This window comes from Thiovibrio sp. JS02, assembly GCF_053485635.1.
Map to the genome: position 1 here is coordinate 1,401,123 of NZ_CM130715.1, position 17,491 is coordinate 1,418,613.

Genomic DNA, 17,491 nt, shown 5'->3' on the forward strand with positions numbered 1-17,491 from the left:
AGGCCGAGTCCCACAACAGGGCTAGGCCTCGGTTTCGGCGAAGAGGGCGTTGATGAACTCATGGGGGTCGAAGTCCCGCAGATCCTCCATCTGCTCGCCGATGCCGATGAAGCGGATGGGGATATTGAACTCGTGACAGATATTGACGACGATCCCGCCCTTGGCCGTGCCGTCGAGCTTGGTCAGGGTGAGTCCGGTGACATCGACGGCCTCGTTGAAAAGGCGGGCCTGGGAAATGCCGTTCTGGCCGGTGGTGGCGTCGATGACCAGCATCACCTCATGGGGAGCGCCGGCGACCTTCTTGTCCATGACCCGCTTGATCTTTTTCAGCTCCTCCATGAGGTTGACCTTGGTGTGCAGACGGCCTGCCGTATCGACGATGACCACGTCATAATTCCGCGGTTTGGCATAATCAAGGGCGTCGTAGACCACGGATGAGGGGTCGGCCCCTGCCTGCTGGGCAACCACCTCAACGCCGATGCGCTGGCCCCAGACCTGCAACTGTTCGCTGGCCGCGGCCCGGAAGGTGTCGGCCGCCACCAGCAGCACCTTCTGCCCGGATTTCTTGAACTTGTAGGCCAGCTTGCCGATGGTGGTCGTCTTGCCGACGCCGTTGACGCCAAGAACCATGATGACGAAAGGGCCCTGCCCAGGCATCACCAGTTCGGCCGGCCTATCGGTGCTGAGCAGATAGGAGAGAATCATCTCCTTGAGGGATTTCCTGAGAGCGGCCGGATCGCTCAACTCCTTGCGCCGGACCTGTTCCCTGGCCCGCTTGAGAAGATCCTGGGCGGTTCCCGCCCCCAGGTCCGCGGTGATGAGAATCTCCTCCAGATCGTCGAGCAGCTCGGCGTCGATCTCCCGCTTGCCGAGAAACAGGGCATCCACCTGGCGGACAAAACTTTTCCTGGTTTTCGCCAACCCTTGCTTCAGCCGCTGGAAAAATCCATTGCCGTCTTCCGCAGGCCGCGTGGCGGAATCAGTCTCCGCCGGGGCGTCCTTGGCCACCGCCGGCGAGGCGGCCTCCTCCATGCTCGGGATGGCGGCCTCTGCCTGGGGTATGCTTTCCTTATCGCCCAACTTCCTTTTGAACCAGCTCAGCATTGTTTTTCCTCTCGGCGCTTTTTCGCCGGTATGGCCTCAAGCACTTGAACGATCTTGTCGATAACCCAGTTGGGCGTGGATGCCCCGGCGGTAACCCCTACCCGGGAAAATTGCGCCATCTCCCTTCCGTCGAGGTCCGCTTCCGTTTCCGCCATGAAAACCGGGCAGCCCAGCCCTTCGGCGATTTCGCCCAACCGTTTGGTGTTGGCGCTGGTCCGGCCGCCGACCACGACAAGGGCATCCACCTCGCGGCAGAGCTGGCGCACCTCCTCCTGCCGTTTGTGGGTGGAATCGCAGATGGTATTGAAAACCTTGCCGCCCGGATATCTGGCAAGAATTCTTTCCTTGAGCGTCTCAAACAGCCGTTCGTCCTGGGTGGTCTGACTCACCACGATATAGGGCGAATCAAGGACAAGGTGGTCAACATCGGTTTCGCTGTTCACCACCTGACCGCTGTCGCCGGCATAGCCCATGAGGCCTTCCACCTCGGCATGGTCGCGGTCGCCGATGATCACCGTGGCATAGCCCTCTTTTTTATACTTGGCGATAATGGCCTGCACCTTGAGAACCCGCGGACAGGTGGCATCCTCGACCCTGGCGCCGGAGGCTTCCAGCCGCTTCTTTTTTTCCGGCGGAATGCCGTGGGCGCGGATGATGATGATGCCGCCTGCCCGGGCGGGGATTTCCTTGAGAATGCTCACTCCCTGATCCTCAAGCAGTTTGAGCACCTGGGGATTATGAATGAGCGGGCCGAAGGTGGCGATGGCTGCTTCATGTTTCTGCACCATGCCCAGGGTGGTTTCCACTGCCCGGCGCACCCCCATGCAAAAACCGGCATTTTTGGCAAGTACCACTTCCATTTGCTCTCACCTGTATACGAAAAGATCTCCAGTCTGACCAAGATCGCTTAACAATCCAACGGAATCTGACAATCTATACGGATTGGCCTGATTTTGCAAGAAAAGCAACGCGGATAATGCATTGCGGGAAGCAGGGGACTCTTCTATAATCGTTACAAAAGACACCCAGCCGCACGGAACCCCCTGCCCAGGAAAGATCATGCCCCCCCAGCTCCTCACCCTGCAAAGCAAAGCCCTGATTGATCACTATTTGAGAAAATATCCGCCTCAGGTCTCCGAGCTTGCCTTTACCAACCTCTTTGCCTGGCGGCACAGCCGCCCCGTTCATTTTGAGGAATTCCGGGATTCGCTGATCATTTTCGCCGAAACCGGCAAAGGACTCTCCATCCTCGGCGCGCCGGCCGGGCCGGTGGCACTTGCCGAACTGCTGGAGGAGTACGGCGGGCAGATTGTCGCCATCGAACGCTTCCCCAAGGCGAAAGTGCCGGAGAGGGAATCTTTTCAGGCCGAGATCCGGGACGACCGGGACAATGCCGACTATGTGTACCGCGTTGCCGATCTGGCTTCCCTGCGCGGCCGACATTTTGCGAAGAAAAGAAACCACATCAGCCGGTGCCTTGCCGAAAACGACTGTTTCTACGAGGAGATCGGGCCGGAAAACATCAGCGACTGCCTGGCCATGCAGGACCGCTGGTGCTCGGCCCGCGACTGCGGCGCGGATCCGGGTCTGTGCGGCGAATACCGGGCCATCGTGGAAACCCTGGCGCATTACGGGGAATTCGGCCTGTTCGGCGGGGCGATCCGCATTGCCGGGACAATCGAGGCGTTCACCATCGGGGAAACGCTCGGACCGGGCACCGCTGTCTGCCATTTTGAAAAGGCCACGGCCGGCATCCACGGCCTTGGCCAGCTGATCAACCAGTGGTTTGCCCAAAAAAGCCTTTCCGGCCATACCTTTGTCAACCGGGAACAGGATCTGGGGATTGCCGGCCTGCGCAAGGCAAAGGAAAGCTATTATCCCGACCATCTTGTCGAAAAGGTGCGCATCGTCATGCCCGGGGCCGGCAAAGCCGTTCTGGGCAACCCGCAGCAGTGCTGCCGGCACGGGGCCTGAGGGGTCACTCCTTCTGGAGCAGAAAGGAGAGAGCCTCCTTGATGTCCTGAACCAGATGGAAATTGATCCCCTTCTTGACGTTATCCGGAATCTCCACCACATCCTTCTTGTTCAGATAGGGCAGGACAATATCGCTGATGCCGGCCCGCACCGCGGCGAGGACCTTTTCCTTGATCCCCCCCACCGGCAGTACGTCGCCGCGCAGGGTGATCTCTCCGGTCATGGCCGCGTCCTTGCTCACGGTCCGCCCCGTCAGGAGCGAGGTCAGCGCCGTAACCATGGCCACGCCGGCGGAGGGGCCGTCCTTGGGAATGGCTCCCTCGGGCACATGGATATGCAGATCCATTTGGGAGAAGACCTCTTCGCTGATACCCAGATCGCCGGCGTGCGAACGGATATAGGTGAGGGCGGCGGAGGCCGACTCCTTCATGACCTCGCCCAGCTTGCCGGTCATGGTCAAGCCGCCCTTCCCCTTCATTTTGGCCGCCTCGATGAAGAGCAGCTCACCGCCCACCGGCGTCCAGGCCAGGCCGGTGGCCAGACCAGGCCCCCAGGTGCGCGCCTTGGTTTCCGGGAAAAACTGCAGGGGACCGAGATAGTTGTCCAGGGTATCAACGGTCACCAGGGTCTTGCCGATTCTGCCGGTGACGATCTCCTTGGCGATACCACGGCAGATGGCGGCCAGCCGGCGCTCAAGATTTCTGACCCCGGCTTCCCGCGTGTAGGAACGGATCACCCGGCGCAGGGCCTGGTCATCGATGGCGAGATCATCCTCGCTGATGGCATGGGCCTCCATCTGCTTGGGCAGGAGATGGCGCTTGGCGATGTTAAGCTTTTCATCCTCGGTGTAACCGGAAAGCTCGATGACCTCCATGCGGTCCCGCAATGGCCCGGGAATGCTGTCGAGGATATTGGCGGTGGTGATGAACATCACCTTGGAGAGATCAAAGGGGATCTCAAGATAATGGTCGGCAAAGCTGAAATTCTGCTCCGGATCAAGAACCTCTAGCAGGGCCGAAGATGGGTCCCCGCGAAAATCCATGCCGAGCTTGTCGATCTCATCGAGCATGAAGAGCGGATTGTTGGCCCCGGCCTTGCGCAGGCTCTGGATGATGCGGCCCGGCAAGGCACCGATGTAGGTGCGCCGGTGCCCCCGGATTTCCGCTTCGTCGCGCACACCACCCAGGGAGATGCGGACGAATTTCCGGTCCATGCTCCGCGCTATGGACTGCCCCAGGGAGGTCTTGCCGACGCCGGGAGGGCCGACGAAACAGAGGATGGGTCCGTGCATGTCCTGTTTGAGCTTGCGGACCGCCAGAAATTCGATGATCCGCTTCTTGATCTCCGTGAGCCCGTAGTGGTCCGTGTCAAGCACCTCCTGGGCCTTGACGATGTCCAGGGAATCCCGGGTTGATTTCTGCCAGGGCAGGTCAAGTATCCAGTCCAGATAGGTTCTGGACACCGTGTATTCCGGAGAGGATGGCGAAATGCGCGCCAGGCGGTCCAGTTCCTTTTCCGCGGTTTTCCGGGCCTCGGCGCCCAAATCCGCCTTGGCCAGCTTTTCCCGCAGGTCTTTCAGGTCGAGGTTTTCCTCGTCCTCGCCAAGCTCCTTGCGGATGGCGTTCAGCTGCTGGCGCAGGAAAAACTCCCGCTGCTTCTGGTCCATATCCTCCTTGATATTCTTCTGGATCTCCTGGCTCATCTCCGCGGTTTCCAGGCGCTTGTTCAGCTGGCGGGCGGTTTTGTGCAGCAGCTGCTTGACCGGCACGATCTCAAGCATCTCCTGTTCTTCCGCCGGAACAAGATTGAGCTGCGAGGTGATCAGATAGGCGATATGAAAGGGATTGGCCAGGGATTCAACGGTCATCAGCAGCTCGGCAGGCAGGGAAACCAGCTGGCTCATCTTCTTGAACTGGGTGCGGAGGTTGAGGATCAGGGCCTCCACCTCCTTGTCCTCTTCGATTTCCATGGGCACCGTTTCCACCCTGGCCATCATGTAGGGACTCGTCTGGGTAAACTCCAGAAAACGCAGTTTTCTGACGGCGCTCACCAGAACCAGGAAACGGTAGCCGGCGCCCTCCTGGGTCTTGACCAGCTTATGGATATAGCCGAGTACGCCGACCCGGTAGAGATGCTCCGGGTCGACAATCTCTTCCTGTTCGTTTTCCTTCTCCCGGTGGGTGACAATCCCGATGAGCCTGTCCTTGAGAAGCGCCTCGTCGATGAGTTTCTGCGAGGCCGGATGGAGGATGTTCAAGGGAAAGCCCATGCCCGGAAAAAAGACGAAACCGTGCAGGGGCAGGACCGGCAGAATCTCCGGAACCGGGAGGTTGGCGGGATCCACCTGCTGCTTTGTCTTCTCTTCCGCCGACGCGTTCAGGTTCGTTTCCGTTTCATCGTTACGCATTGTTTGCCCCGTTTCTTCGTTGCGGTTTAGGGAAAAAAGGTCCGGGCGGGTCTTCAGCTTATCTTGATCGACACCTTTCCTTTCCTGCGCTGCAGGGGAAGGGTGATGATCAGAAAACCGTTGCTGTATTGGGAAGTTGCCTTGGAAACATCAATGGGCTTGGGCAGGGGAACCGCGCGTTCAAAAAAGCCGCGTTCGATCTCCAGTTGATGGATGCAGGAAATCTGGTTGGGCACCGGATACTGCCGCTCTCCCGTGACGGTGAGCAGTTGCTCTTCCGCCACCACGGAAAGCTTCCGGGGGTCTGCCCCGGAGACGTCCATATAGACGATGAGTTCCGCTTTAATCTCATAGACATCGACAGCCGGGAACCAGCCACCGGCATTGAGGATCGGCAGCAGGCCCTGCATGGACATGCTGCGAAGATTTCTCCCGACCTGTCCGGCGAGCAGGCTCCTTTTCGTGAATTGGTCCATTGTCTTCCCTCATCCGCCTGATGTACGCATCCCTGGAATATGGCCTAGAAAAAGTATGTCTCTTCCAGCCTGAAGTGTCAAGGGAGCAGATGAGGCCCGTACGCGGGAGGAATCAGGCCTCATGTGAATGGCGACAGGAGTGGGCCACCATGATTTTCTGGGCGATGCCGGCATTGATGGCCAGGCGCAGCCCCTTGCTGGCGACGATGAAGGGACCGGAGGGATGGTTGCTGATGATTTCAAGACACTCCCCCACAACCAGGCCCATGTCGGCAAGGCGGGCCTGCACCTCGCGGCCGCCGATAATCCTGACGATCCGTACCTGTTCGCCATTGGCGGCGTAGGCGAGGGGAAGGGCGGATTCCCGCTGCGCCATGCAGGAGGAGCAGAGTCCATAGATTTCCATCTTGTGCTGGAGGGGATGGAACTGGAACTGCTCCGCGATGGCGCGCTGCAGCCGTTCAAGCTCCTGGTTGGCGAACTCCTGAATCTTTCCACAGCGGGTGCAGATGAAATGATCATGATGCGCGCCGAGATGGTGGTGCTCGTAGCGGGGCTCCAGGGATTCGAAGGTCTGTTTCCTGGCAAAACCGAACTGGCAGAACATCTCCATGGTCTCCTTGAGGAACTCCCGGTCGAGCAGTTCCGGTTTTTTTTCCCGGACGATATTTTCGAGTTCGCTCAGGGTGAGATGCGCTTCTATGGCGAGAAAGATATCGAGAACAACCAGACGTTCCTTGATACGCGTGGCCCGGAAGGACTCGAGAACCTCCTGGAACTGTTCACGCTCCCGCTGATGCTGAAGCCCGTCATCCTGGCCGCACGTCGTTTCCGGCCCGCAACTCTTACCCCTGTTCAAAAAAAATGGAATCCGTACCATATGGGAAACGCTCCTCTGTTCACGAATCAAGCTACCCGCTGCCACTGGCCTGCTTTCAGGAGATAATGGGGCCTGAATCGCGCCTTGTAACGCATGGCGGCAACTTCTTCTATCCAGTAGCCGAGATAGAGATACCGCATCCCTTCCCGTTGCGCCAGATCTGCGAGAAAAAGGATATTGTAGGTGCCGAGGCTGCGCTTTGCGCAGGCTGGATCATGGTAGAAATAGACGGCGCTCAGGCTTATCTCGCTCAGGTCCACAATGGAAACGCCGACAAGCCGCCCGCCGACGCGAAAGGTGATTTCCGCGGTATTCTTCATGCTGTTCAGGAAAAAACCGCTGTAGTAGTCCCTGGCGGAGCCGCGGTGGGCAGGATACCTGCTTTCCAGAAAGAGATCGCAAAGCCCGATCTTTTCCTCGCTCACCGAAATCGGCCCTATCTGTATCTCAAGGTCCTGATTGCGCCGCCAGACCCGCTGCATGTTTCTGGTGCGGCGATGGGCATCCGTCTCCAGTCTGATGGGAACACAGGCGGCACATCCCCGGCAGCGCATGCAATAGATGGTGTTGCCGTTGCGGCGAAAACCGGCGGCGAGAAAAAGCTCCAGCAGATCCTGGGGCATGCTGCTGAAATAGGCCTGATGGTAGACGGCAATATGCGGCAGTCCGTAGGGACACTCGGTGGGGATGTCATAAAAGTATTCATCCAGACTGGCGAGGATCTGCTTGGCGTCCATCAATCGCCTTCAGGAGTAAAGAAAATATTTCCGCCGAATCTGCTCAAAACGGCTCAGGTCCGCCTGCCAGTCCTGCTCCAGCCCCAGCAGGTCGTCCCCCTGCGCCAGCCGCTGCCGCAGGTTCGCGTCGCCGAGAATCAGATCCAGGGGCAGCCGTTCATATTCATATTCATAAGGCGGTTGCTTCAAGGCGAATTGGGTGGGATAGCAGCGCATAAAGGCCTGCAGCAGGGCCAGGGTGGTCCGATAGGGCATGAAGGACGCCGCCTCGGTAACATGCAGATGAAAGCCGCGGCAGCACTGCCCTGCCCATTTGTTGGCCGTGGGTTCAAAGGCCAGGGGCCTGAGGTGACAGCCCGGCAACGCCACGCCTGCCAGGCTTGCCAGGATCTCGCGCGGCTCGACGAAGGGGGCACCGAATATCTCGAAGGGCAAAGTCGTGCCCCGACCTTCCGAAATATTGGTGCCCTCAAAGATCACCTGGCCGGGATAGACAAGGGCCGTGACCGGGGTGGGCATGTTGGGCGAAGGGAAAACCCAGGGCAGACCGGTGTCGGCAAAAAGCATCCGCCGCCGCCAGCCGCCCATGGGGACAACGGTAAGTTCCGCGCCGATGCCGTATTCTTCGTTGAGGAGGCGGGCCAATTCGCCAAAGGTAAGGCCGTGCCGCATGGGCAAAGGGTACAGACCGACAAAGGAACGGCAATCGTCCTGAAGGACGTTGCCCTCGATCAGTTCGCCGCCGATGGGGTTGGGCCTGTCCAGGACAACCACCTCCTTCCCCTGCTCCCTGGCGACCTCCAGGCAGTAGGCCAGTGTATAGAGAAAGGTGTACACCCTGGTGCCCACGTCGACGATATCAACCAGAAGAACGTCGAAATGCGCAAACATGGCGGCGGTGGGCCGGCGCACCTCGCCGTAGAGGCTGAACACCGGCAGGCCGGTCACCACATCGCGGCTGTGCTCCGACTCGACCATATTGTCCTGCTTCTCGGCGAAAAAACCGTGTTGCGGGGTAAAAAGACAGGTAAGCTGGCCCGGAAAGGCGCTGTTGAGCAGATCACGGCTGTGCGTAAAGGTGCGGTCGGTGGATGCCTGATTGCAGAGCAGGGCCAGCCGTTTTCCTTTCAGGGACGCAAGCGGGGCGCTTACAAGATTCTCCACTCCGAGGGTGACCATAATTCTCCGTTATGTTGAGGGAACCGGGATACGCCGGCAACAGGTTGGACCATGAAGGTTTCAGAAGCGATTTTTCCGTTGCACTTTGTCGGCCGTTGATTAGTTTATAGGCTGCATCCATTGAGGACCATGAGAATATAAACGAACGGCCGCTTTCCTTGCACTAAAAACAGGGCCGACATTTCAATCCGGCCATAATTCCCTGACCGGCGGCAAACGGGTATTGTATGAAAATAGCAATCAGCGGCAAAGGCGGGGTCGGTAAAACCACCATCATGGCCATGCTGGCCAAACACCTGCAGAAGCAGGGCAAGGAGGTTCTCCTCATCGACGCGGACCCGAGCCCCCACATGGCGCAGAGCATCGGGATTACGGAAAAGGAGAGGATCACTCCCATCGCCGAGATGAAGGAGATGCTGGTGGAGCGTTCCGGCAAGGTGGAGGGCTCTCCCTTCTACAACATCAACCCGAAAGTCGATGACCTGCTGGCCAGATACATCGTGGAAAAGGACGGCCTCAAGCTCATGGTCCTCGGTGCCATCCAGACAGCGAAGGGAGGATGCGCCTGCCCGGAAAACACGGTGCTCAGACGCCTGCTCACCAAGCTTCTCCTCGCCCCCTCCCAAGTGGTGTTGCTCGACATGGAGGCGGGAGTCGAGCATCTCGGCCGGGGCACCATCGCCGGAGTCGATCATCTGCTCATCGTGGTGATTCCCTCAAACTCGGGGATCCGCACCGCCCTGAAAATCAAGGAACTGGCCGCGGCATCCGGGATTCCCCGCATTTCCTTTGTCGGCAATCTGGTCACGGACGCGGAAGACGCCGCCTTCCTGGCCGCCGGCCTCGGTGAGACCCCCATTGCATGCTTCCCCGACTCCGCGGCCATTCGCAGAATCGAACGGCAAGGCCTGCCCGTGGTCGGCGCTCTGGCCGAAGTGGAACAGGCGGCCAACCAGCTGCTGGCGAAGATCCTTTAAAAAGAACAGGCAACGCTGTCGCTTCGCCGGGAAGACTCACCCCAGACACAATCCGCAGTCCGGGCAGACCGTGGTGGTGGTGGCAAAGGTAAAGCCGCAGGCCGGGCAGACGGCCTCCCCTGCCTCGGGATCAAAGACCGCATCCGCGCCGGTTGCCGCATGGCCGTCCAGCCCGGTGGTCCTCCGGTACTCCTCCTGAACGATCTCCAGGGCCGGGGCCACATCCTCCCTGCGCACCTGAAGATAGAACTTGGGCGGGCCGCAGCTCTTCTTGCCGCAACCCTTGTCATCACCGGCAAGCAGGGTGCCGATCCGCTCCGCTTCCAGCAGCGCCTGCAGATGCCTGCTGTCGGCAAGCCCGGCCTGATGGATGACGATCAGCTCGTCATCCGGAGTCAGGGCACCCTTGCGGTTATGGAGATGACTGCGCCGCTGCTGCTCGATGCCCCTGAACTCGCTGCCCATGATGAGGGGAATGGCGCAGTGCGCGCACTGGATGATGTCGGCGCGGTACTCGTCCCTGCACTTGGGACAATACTTCAATTCCGGGTCAATCATATCGGTCGCCTATAAAAGGAAAAGGTCACGGCTCCGCGGCCATGGCGTAACAGGAATACCCCTTGTAATCGGGTCCTCCCGCGATTTCAACAATCATGTCGACTCCCATGGAAAAAGATTCCTGCCGGAAGCGGACAGCTACAAAATAAACCGGCTCAGGTCCTCGTCCTCGGAAATATCCTGCAGCTGCCTCTTCACGTAATCGGCGGTCACGAGAAATTTCCGTTCAGGCAGATCGGTGGCGTCGAAGGAAAGCTCCTCCAGCAGCCTCTCCATCACGGTATGCAGCCTCCGGGCGCCGATGTTTTCGGTTTTCCGGTTCACCTCGGCGGCAATCCGCGCCATGGCCCTGATCGCCTCATCGGCAAACGCCAGGGCAATGCCTTCCGTCGCCATCAGGGCTGTATACTGCTTGATCAGGGCGTTCTGAGGCTCGGTGAGAATCCGGTAGAACTCGTCCTCGCCCAGGGCGTTGAGCTCCACCCGGATGGGAAAGCGTCCCTGCAGCTCGGGCACCAGATCGGAGGGCTTGGCAAGATGAAAAGCGCCGCTGGCGATGAAGAGGATGTGGTCGGTCTTGACCATCCCGTACTTGGTGGTCACCGTGGAGCCTTCGACGATGGGGAGGAGGTCCCGCTGCACCCCTTCCCGCGACACCTCGGCGCCGTGGTGCCCGGAACCGCCCTGGCGGGAAGCGATCTTGTCGATCTCGTCCAGAAAAATGATGCCGGATTGCTCGGTACGCTGAATGGCGAGCCTGGTGACGCTTTCCATGTCGACGAGCTTTTCGGCCTCGCTCTTTTTCAGGGCTTCGAGGGCGTCCTTCACCTGCATCTGCTGCCGGCGGCTTTTCTTGGGGAACATCTTGCCGAAAACATCCTTGAGGCCAGACTCCATGTCATCGGCGCCGCCGCCGTGGGAGAGGATTTCAAACATCGGCAGGGACTGGGGCTGGTCAATCTCCATTTCCACCTGCCTCTCGTCAAGCTTGCCCTCCCGGAGCATCTGCCGGAACTTTTCCCGGGTCGTATCCTTTTCGCCCTGCCCTGCTCCGGTACCCTCTCCGAGCCGTTCCGCCATGGGGGTAACCTGGCCGAGATGGGAAGCAACGGACCGCGGGGGGACCAGCAGGTCCAGCATCCTTTCCTCCGCCATCTGCTCGGCTTTCCGGACGACTTTCTTCTTCTCCTCCTCGCGGACCATGCTGATGGCAAGCTCCAGCAGGTCGCGGATCATCGACTCCACGTCCCGGCCCACATAGCCCACCTCGGTGAATTTGGAGGCCTCCACCTTAAGAAACGGTGATTGGGCAAGGCTTGCGAGTCTGCGGGCGATCTCGGTTTTGCCGACGCCGGTGGGGCCGATCATAATGATGTTCTTGGGGGCGATCTCCTCCCGCAGGGGGGGAGGCACCTGCTGCCTGCGCCAGCGGTTGCGCAGGGCAATGGCCACGGAGCGTTTCGCCGCCTGCTGGCCGATAATGTAACGATCGAGTTCGGCGACCGTCTGCCGGGGGGTCAGGGTATTCATTGAGTCCATGCACTGGGTTCCTGAAAAAGGGAATTATTCCGAAGCATCCATCTTCTCAACGACAATCCGGTCGTTGGTGTAGATGCAGATGGAGGCGGCAATGCCCATTGCCGCGCGACAGATCTCCTCGGCGGACAGATCGCTGTGTTCGACCAGAGCCTTGGCGGCTGCCTGGGCGTATGGGCCGCCGGAACCGATGGCAAGGACGCCGTCGTCAGGCTCGATCACATCGCCGGTGCCGGTAAGGAGCAGCGAGTGCTTCTTGTCCGCCGCCACCAGAAAGGCCTCAAGCCTGCGCAGCATCTTGTCGGTTCGCCAGTCCTTGGCCAGCTCCACCGCGGCCCGCATCAGGTTGCCGTTATACTGCTCGAGTTTCTGCTCCAGACGATCGAAGAGGGTAAAGGCATCGGCCGTGGCGCCGGCAAAGCCGGTTATCACCAGACCGTTGTAGAGCCTGCGCACCTTGCGCGCCTCATGCTTCATGATGGTATTGCCCAGGGAAACCTGGCCGTCGCCGGCCACGGCCACCTGCCCCTTGTGCCGGACCGCGACGATTGTCGTTGAGCGTATTTCCACGATTATATCCTCCTCTTTGCCGGCGGAAGCCGCTGGACCGCGCAACAATCCGGCCCAGGGTGTCTTTCTGCGGCCATCAATGTTTCAAGCGCCTTGCCCTGGGATGCGCCTTGTCGTACACCGCGCTCAGATGGTCCATATTGAGATGGGTGTAGCGTTGCGTGGTGGAAAGGCTGACATGCCCCAGAAGCTCCTGCACCGTGCGCAGATCCGCCCCCATCTCAAGGAGATGGGTGGCAAAGGAGTGACGCAGGGCATGGGGAGTGACCCGGGCGACAATGCCGGCGCGCCGGGCATACATCTTCACCTGACGTTCCACGCTCCGGGTGGTGAGTCTCAATCCCCTGCTGTTCAAAAAAATGGCCGCCCGTTCCGGAACATCCCCCCTGGAGATGCGTTCACGGATGAGCAGGGTCCGCTGGGGAAAATACCCGGCTAAGGATTCGAGGGCCGGCGTGCCCACCGGCACCAGACGCTGCCGATTTCCCTTCCCGGTTATGCTAAGCATTCCCGAGGCAAAATCAAGACGTTCCATATCGAGCCCCACCAACTCCGCGACCCGCAACCCCGTCGAGTAGAGAATTTCCAGAATCGCCCGGTCGCGGGCGGCAAAGGTATCCTCCGGACCGGGCATCTCAAGCAGGGTGAACACCTCGTCCACGGTCAAAAAAACAGGCATGTGCTTTTCCTGCTTCGGCGTTGCGATGGGCGCGACCGGATCGTGGCGGATGATCTCTTCCCGCAACAGATAACGGAAGAAGGTCCGCAGGGCTGAGAGTTTTCGCGCCACCGAACTGCTCTTGTTTCTGCCGTTCAGGGTATAGACAAAGGCGCGCACGGCGCGGGCGTCAATGCCGGCGACCTCGGGGTCAGCACCGAGAAAGGCGGCAAATTCAAGGAGATCACGCCCATAACTTTCCACGGTCTTTGGGGAATACCCCTTCTCCACCGCGAGCCAGCGCCCAAACTGCAATATGGTATCCCGCAGGGAAGATGACATTGCGATCAATCCGGAACAAATTATGCCGAAAGCTCGGGAAACGGCCCGAACGCCTGACCTGGCAAGGTACCATAGCCATGTTTTTTTTGAAAGACATTGCCCATCTGGTCAACATCATTTATTTTAGGTCTTTCCTTCTTATTTCTTCCGGGCGGAAAGGCCTCTGCACACCCCGGGATCTTGGGAGAGATTATGGCGAAAAAATCCTTTGAAGAAGCCCTGGAAGCCCTGGAACAGATCACTGAAGAACTTGAACATGGCGAATTAAGCCTGGAAAAATCCCTGAAAAAATTTGACGAAGGGATCAAACTTGCCGAATTCTGCAACGCCAGGCTGGAAGAGGCGCAGAGGAAAGTCGATATCCTCTTGAAAAAAGACGGCGCCCTCATCGCGGTTCCCTTTAGTGAACCGGATGAGGATATGCCAAAAAACGGGGAAGAAGCGTAACTTCCGGCACGCCAGGATGTTGTAACGCCCATGGATCTTAAAAAATATCTGCAAGACAATTGCGCCGTGGTGGAAAAGGCCCTCGCCGACTATATGCTCGCGCCGGAAGGTCCGCTGCACAAGCATATTGAGGCCATGCGCTACAGTCTTTTTGCCGGGGGCAAAAGAATCCGCCCGATCCTGGCGATCGCCGCGGCCGAGGCCCTGCACGCCAGGACTACCCCCCTGCTGCCTGTTGCCTGCGCCCTCGAATGCATCCACACCTACTCTCTCATCCACGATGACCTGCCGGCAATGGATGATGACGAACTCAGGCGGGGTAAACCCACCAACCATGTGGTTTTTGGTGAGGCGGAGGCGATTCTCGCCGGCGACGGCCTGCTCAGCTATGCCTTTGAATTGATGACCCACCCCCATGTCAGTCAATCCATGCCCGGGGAGGATCTGGTCAGAATTATTCAGGTTATAGCCAAGGCCATCGGTCCGGTGGGCATGGTGGGCGGCCAATCCCTTGATCTTGCCGCGGAGGGGCTGGAAATCCCCTACGAACACCTGCGCCTCATCCACGGGTACAAAACCGGGGCCCTGATCACCGCCTCGGTACAGGCCGGCGCCATCTTCGGCAAGGCAGACCGGAAGCAGTACGGCGCCTTGAGCGAATACGGCAGGAGCATCGGCCTTGCCTTCCAGATCGTGGACGATCTTCTCGATGTGGAGGGAACCACCGAAACATTGGGCAAGACCGCGGGCGCTGACGCGGAACGGAAAAAAGCAACCTATCCGGCCTTCTTCGGGGTGGAAAAAACCCGCGCCATGGCCCGGGACGCAGTGGCGGCCGCCCTGGCCGCCCTGAATGATTTCGACGAGTACGCCGAGCCGCTCCGCGCCATTGCCCGATACATCTATGACCGGAAAAAATGATCCGCCCGCAGATCAATCTTCCGAGGAAAAGGACCTGATGAGCCGCACACCCCTGCTTGACCGCATAGACTCCCCGACGGACCTGCGCAAACTTTCCGAGGACGAGCTGACCGCCCTGGCTGCCGAAATCAGGCAGACAATCATCGAAACCGTCGCCAAGACCGGCGGCCATCTTGCGCCCTGCCTGGGCGTTGTCGAACTGACCCTGGCGATCCACTATGTGTTCGATACGCCGGCGGACAAACTTGTCTGGGATGTCGGGCATCAGGTCTATGCCCACAAGCTCATTACCGGCCGGCGCGACACCTTCCACACCCTGCGCCAGTACAAAGGTATCAGCGGCTTCCCCAAGAGAGAGGAAAGCCCCTATGATTCCTTTGACACAGGCCACAGCAGCACCTCCATTTCCGCGAGCCTCGGCATTGCCACGGCAAAGGATCTCAAAGGCGACGGACATAAGACCATCGCCGTCATCGGCGACGGCTCCATGACCGGCGGCATGGCCTTTGAGGCCTTGAACCAGGCCGGCCACCTCCACAAGGATCTCATTGTCATCCTAAACGACAATGAGATGTCCATCTCACCCAATGTCGGCGCCCTTTCCAGCTTCTTGAGCAGGAAGCTGACCAGTAAAACCGCGGTGCGCTTCAAGAAGGAGATGGAACATTTTCTCAAATCCTTTTCCAATGTGGGTGAAAACATCCTGCAACTGCTCAAGAAGAGCGAGGAGAGCATCAAGGGCTTTTTCACGCCCGGCATGCTCTTTGAAGCGCTCAAGTTCGAATATATCGGCCCCATCCCGGGGCACCAGCTGGAGAACCTGATCGAAACTCTGCGCAATGTGCGCGAATTCGGCAACGGCCCCGTTCTGATCCATGTTCTCACCACCAAGGGCAAGGGCTATCCGCCGGCGGAAAAAAACCCTGGCGATTTCCACGGAGTGGGGCCATTTATCATCGAAACAGGGAAACCCGTACCGACGCCGCCTGCTCCCCCCAGCTACACCAAGGTGTTTGGCGACACCATGCTTGAAATAGCCAGACAGGATCCGCGCCTCGTCGCCATCAGCGCCGCCATGCCCGCCGGCACCGGACTTGTCCCCTTTGCCGAACAGTTTCCCGACCGCTTTTTCGATGTGGGCATCGCCGAGCAGCATGCGGTCACCTATGCGGCCGGCATGGCCACGGAAGGACTGCTGCCGGTGGTGGCGGTCTACTCCACTTTCTTCCAACGCGCCCTTGACCAGATCATCCACGATGTCTGCCTGCCGAACCTGCCAGTCACCCTTGCCATTGACCGCGGCGGCCTGGTGGGGGACGACGGCCCGACCCACCACGGGGTCTTCGACCTCTCCTTCCTCCGCTTCATCCCGAATCTGGTCATCATGGCCCCCAAGGATGAAGCGGAACTCCGCCACTTGCTCTATACGGCGATTCTGCATCCGGGGCCGGCTGCTGTCCGTTATCCACGGGGAAATGGCGAAGGGGTATCCCTGGGAGAAAACCTGCAACGAATTCCGATCGGCGAGGGAGAGTTGCTGCGGGAAGGTGGTGATCTGCTGCTCCTGCCCATAGGCAACCGGGTTTATCCTGCCCTGGAGGCTGCCGATGGACTGGCAAAGCTGGGAATCGACGCGGCTGTGATCAATCCGCGTTTTTTAAAACCGCTTGACGAGACCCTGATCTGCACCTGGGCCGAAAAGATCGGGAAAATCATCACCATTGAAGACAACGTGAAACGGGGCGGATTCGGCAGCGCCGTCCTGGAGCTCTTCGCGCGCAGGCGCCTTGTCGGGCTGGAAACGTCAATCCTCGGCCTGCCCGATGCCTTCATGGAGCATGGCAGCCAGGCGCAGCTGCGTCAGAAAGGCAGGATAGACGTGCCGGCCATCATCGCCGAAGCATTGAAAATGACTGGCCCGCAGGCCTAATCCCTGTTGCCCAAAGACTCTTCCTGCTTCTCGATAAAAGAGAAGACCTGATCCATTTGCGCCTTGCTCTCCTGATTCACATTGACAAACCTGCAGGCCAGGCGGATGCGACGTGGCGTATAGTCTGAATTCGTCTCGACGATGACAAGACGGCTGAGGATCGAGTAAAGCCCCTTGATATTCACCTGGCTGCCCTCGATCTCGAACTCAAGGGTCACCATGACCGGAGCGGCCCAGTTGAAATGGATGGGAGAATCAAGCTCGCAGAGAAAACCGCCGCCGCTGATGTTGATCACCTCCGCCTCGTAAGTATTGCCGCCCTGTTCAATAAATGCGACACTGTTCGGTGAGCTGTAGCGCTTTGCCGTCCGCATGAGAAAAGGATTGCAGATTCTGGTTATCAGCTCGCCGAGAACATTGGTGTGGCAGGGGATTATCAGATGCTCGTTTATGCCGTAATCCCTGATCCGATCGAAATAATCCTGCTTGTTGCTTGAGGAAAGGAGAACGAAATTTGTTTTCTGCGGGTCCGGCAGGGCAAGACGTTTTTGCGCGAACTCAAGCCATTTGACATTGCTCGACTCTTTGGTGAACAGCACCAGATGGTATTGCCCTTCCTCCAGAAGCCGCATGGCGTCATCGGCGTTCTGGGCCTCGGAAACTATGGCATCGTTAACAGTAGCCTGGATCATGGTTCTGATGATTCGACGCATACTGGCGGAACTATCCAGAATAATTATATTTCTTGCCATCACCTACCCCGTGTCATTTTGTGGTTCTTTAATTCCCGAAAGA

The 17,491-nt window shown here is 59.0% G+C and carries 17 protein-coding genes; 5 read left to right on the forward strand and 12 right to left on the reverse strand.

From position 1 onward, the window contains the following. Positions 1–21 precede the first annotated feature (21 nt). Positions 22–1,104: a signal recognition particle-docking protein FtsY gene (ftsY, locus tag ACUUL3_RS06505; RefSeq protein WP_448555710.1), complete on the reverse strand. Its 1,083-nt coding sequence runs from the start codon at positions 1,102–1,104 to the stop codon at positions 22–24. Then, positions 1,098–1,964 (reverse strand): 4-hydroxy-3-methylbut-2-enyl diphosphate reductase, encoded by an 867-nt coding sequence (ispH, locus tag ACUUL3_RS06510; RefSeq protein ID WP_448555712.1) that lies wholly within the window; start codon positions 1,962–1,964, stop codon positions 1,098–1,100. The genes ftsY and ispH overlap by 7 nt, the downstream gene beginning before the upstream one ends. 199 nt (positions 1,965–2,163) lie before the next feature. On the opposite strand from ispH, the gene ACUUL3_RS06515 reads away from it, so the two are divergent. After that, the gene (locus ACUUL3_RS06515) at positions 2,164–3,078 is read left to right on the forward strand and encodes a DUF2156 domain-containing protein (RefSeq protein ID WP_448555714.1); all 915 of its coding nucleotides are present in this window, start codon (positions 2,164–2,166) and stop codon (positions 3,076–3,078) included. 4 nt (positions 3,079–3,082) lie between these two features. On the opposite strand, the gene lon is transcribed toward ACUUL3_RS06515, so the two are convergent. The 5 genes from lon to ACUUL3_RS06540 form a co-directional block, all read right to left on the reverse strand. Next, positions 3,083–5,485, reverse strand: a complete 2,403-nt coding sequence (lon, locus tag ACUUL3_RS06520) for an endopeptidase La (RefSeq protein ID WP_448555716.1) — start codon at positions 5,483–5,485, stop codon at positions 3,083–3,085. A 53-nt stretch (positions 5,486–5,538) separates the two neighbouring features. After that, positions 5,539–5,961: an Hsp20/alpha crystallin family protein gene (locus ACUUL3_RS06525; protein WP_448555718.1), complete on the reverse strand. Its 423-nt coding sequence runs from the start codon at positions 5,959–5,961 to the stop codon at positions 5,539–5,541. A gap of 112 nt (positions 5,962–6,073) precedes the next feature. After that, complete coding sequence (locus ACUUL3_RS06530) at positions 6,074–6,820, reverse strand: transcriptional repressor (protein ID WP_448555720.1); 747 nt, start codon at positions 6,818–6,820, stop codon at positions 6,074–6,076. A gap of 47 nt (positions 6,821–6,867) precedes the next feature. Beyond that, the gene (locus tag ACUUL3_RS06535) at positions 6,868–7,578 is read right to left on the reverse strand and encodes an arginyltransferase (RefSeq protein ID WP_448555722.1); all 711 of its coding nucleotides are present in this window, start codon (positions 7,576–7,578) and stop codon (positions 6,868–6,870) included. A 9-nt stretch (positions 7,579–7,587) separates the two neighbouring features. Continuing rightward, complete coding sequence (locus ACUUL3_RS06540) at positions 7,588–8,757, reverse strand: exo-beta-N-acetylmuramidase NamZ family protein (protein ID WP_448555724.1); 1,170 nt, start codon at positions 8,755–8,757, stop codon at positions 7,588–7,590. 227 nt (positions 8,758–8,984) lie between these two features. Here ACUUL3_RS06540 and ACUUL3_RS06545 point away from each other — a divergent pair, with 227 nt between their 5' ends. Next, entirely contained in the window at positions 8,985–9,734 is a 750-nt protein-coding gene (locus tag ACUUL3_RS06545; protein WP_448555725.1) for an ATP-binding protein, read from the forward strand. Between the two features lie 36 nt (positions 9,735–9,770). Here ACUUL3_RS06545 and ACUUL3_RS06550 read toward each other — a convergent pair whose 3' ends face one another. From ACUUL3_RS06550 to ACUUL3_RS06565, 4 genes are all read right to left on the reverse strand, one after another. Further along, complete coding sequence (locus ACUUL3_RS06550; protein WP_448555727.1) at positions 9,771–10,292, reverse strand: zinc ribbon-containing (seleno)protein DG; 522 nt, start codon at positions 10,290–10,292, stop codon at positions 9,771–9,773. Between the two features lie 138 nt (positions 10,293–10,430). After that, complete coding sequence (gene hslU, locus ACUUL3_RS06555) at positions 10,431–11,831, reverse strand: ATP-dependent protease ATPase subunit HslU (protein WP_448555729.1); 1,401 nt, start codon at positions 11,829–11,831, stop codon at positions 10,431–10,433. Between the two features lie 24 nt (positions 11,832–11,855). Next, entirely contained in the window at positions 11,856–12,398 is a 543-nt protein-coding gene (gene hslV, locus ACUUL3_RS06560; protein WP_448555731.1) for an ATP-dependent protease subunit HslV, read from the reverse strand. A 76-nt stretch (positions 12,399–12,474) separates the two neighbouring features. Continuing rightward, the gene (locus tag ACUUL3_RS06565) at positions 12,475–13,398 is read right to left on the reverse strand and encodes a tyrosine recombinase XerC (protein ID WP_448555733.1); all 924 of its coding nucleotides are present in this window, start codon (positions 13,396–13,398) and stop codon (positions 12,475–12,477) included. A 192-nt stretch (positions 13,399–13,590) separates the two neighbouring features. Between ACUUL3_RS06565 and ACUUL3_RS06570 the strand changes: the two genes are divergently transcribed. From ACUUL3_RS06570 to dxs, 3 genes are read left to right on the forward strand one after another with little or no spacing between them, the layout of a single operon-like run. Then, positions 13,591–13,845, forward strand: coding sequence for an exodeoxyribonuclease VII small subunit (locus tag ACUUL3_RS06570; protein WP_448555735.1), 255 nt, complete (start codon positions 13,591–13,593; stop codon positions 13,843–13,845). A 30-nt stretch (positions 13,846–13,875) separates the two neighbouring features. Next, positions 13,876–14,766, forward strand: a complete 891-nt coding sequence (locus tag ACUUL3_RS06575) for a polyprenyl synthetase family protein (RefSeq protein WP_448555737.1) — start codon at positions 13,876–13,878, stop codon at positions 14,764–14,766. Positions 14,767–14,803: 37 nt separating this feature from the next. Next, entirely contained in the window at positions 14,804–16,696 is a 1,893-nt protein-coding gene (dxs, locus tag ACUUL3_RS06580) for a 1-deoxy-D-xylulose-5-phosphate synthase (protein WP_448555739.1), read from the forward strand. Here the strand turns inward: dxs and ACUUL3_RS06585 are convergent. Beyond that, positions 16,693–17,409 (reverse strand): PilZ domain-containing protein, encoded by a 717-nt coding sequence (locus tag ACUUL3_RS06585; RefSeq protein ID WP_448555741.1) that lies wholly within the window; start codon positions 17,407–17,409, stop codon positions 16,693–16,695. The two genes, dxs and ACUUL3_RS06585, sit on opposite strands and share 4 nt — an antisense overlap. Positions 17,410–17,491: the final 82 nt, after the last annotated feature.

Coding starts and splice junctions, on each gene's coding strand:
- ACUUL3_RS06565 (WP_448555733.1), bottom strand. CDS start 13,398: ATGTCATCTTCCCTGCGGGATACCATATTGCAGTTTGGGCGCTGGCTC.
- ACUUL3_RS06540 (WP_448555724.1), bottom strand. CDS start 8,757: ATGGTCACCCTCGGAGTGGAGAATCTTGTAAGCGCCCCGCTTGCGTCC.
- ACUUL3_RS06550 (WP_448555727.1), bottom strand. CDS start 10,292: ATGATTGACCCGGAATTGAAGTATTGTCCCAAGTGCAGGGACGAGTAC.
- hslU (WP_448555729.1), bottom strand. CDS start 11,831: ATGGACTCAATGAATACCCTGACCCCCCGGCAGACGGTCGCCGAACTC.
- lon (WP_448555716.1), bottom strand. CDS start 5,485: ATGCGTAACGATGAAACGGAAACGAACCTGAACGCGTCGGCGGAAGAG.
- ispH (WP_448555712.1), bottom strand. CDS start 1,964: ATGGAAGTGGTACTTGCCAAAAATGCCGGTTTTTGCATGGGGGTGCGC.
- ACUUL3_RS06515 (WP_448555714.1), top strand. CDS start 2,164: ATGCCCCCCCAGCTCCTCACCCTGCAAAGCAAAGCCCTGATTGATCAC.
- ACUUL3_RS06535 (WP_448555722.1), bottom strand. CDS start 7,578: ATGGACGCCAAGCAGATCCTCGCCAGTCTGGATGAATACTTTTATGAC.
- dxs (WP_448555739.1), top strand. CDS start 14,804: ATGAGCCGCACACCCCTGCTTGACCGCATAGACTCCCCGACGGACCTG.
- ftsY (WP_448555710.1), bottom strand. CDS start 1,104: ATGCTGAGCTGGTTCAAAAGGAAGTTGGGCGATAAGGAAAGCATACCC.
- ACUUL3_RS06545 (WP_448555725.1), top strand. CDS start 8,985: ATGAAAATAGCAATCAGCGGCAAAGGCGGGGTCGGTAAAACCACCATC.
- ACUUL3_RS06585 (WP_448555741.1), bottom strand. CDS start 17,409: ATGCGTCGAATCATCAGAACCATGATCCAGGCTACTGTTAACGATGCC.
- ACUUL3_RS06570 (WP_448555735.1), top strand. CDS start 13,591: ATGGCGAAAAAATCCTTTGAAGAAGCCCTGGAAGCCCTGGAACAGATC.
- ACUUL3_RS06525 (WP_448555718.1), bottom strand. CDS start 5,961: ATGGACCAATTCACGAAAAGGAGCCTGCTCGCCGGACAGGTCGGGAGA.
- ACUUL3_RS06575 (WP_448555737.1), top strand. CDS start 13,876: ATGGATCTTAAAAAATATCTGCAAGACAATTGCGCCGTGGTGGAAAAG.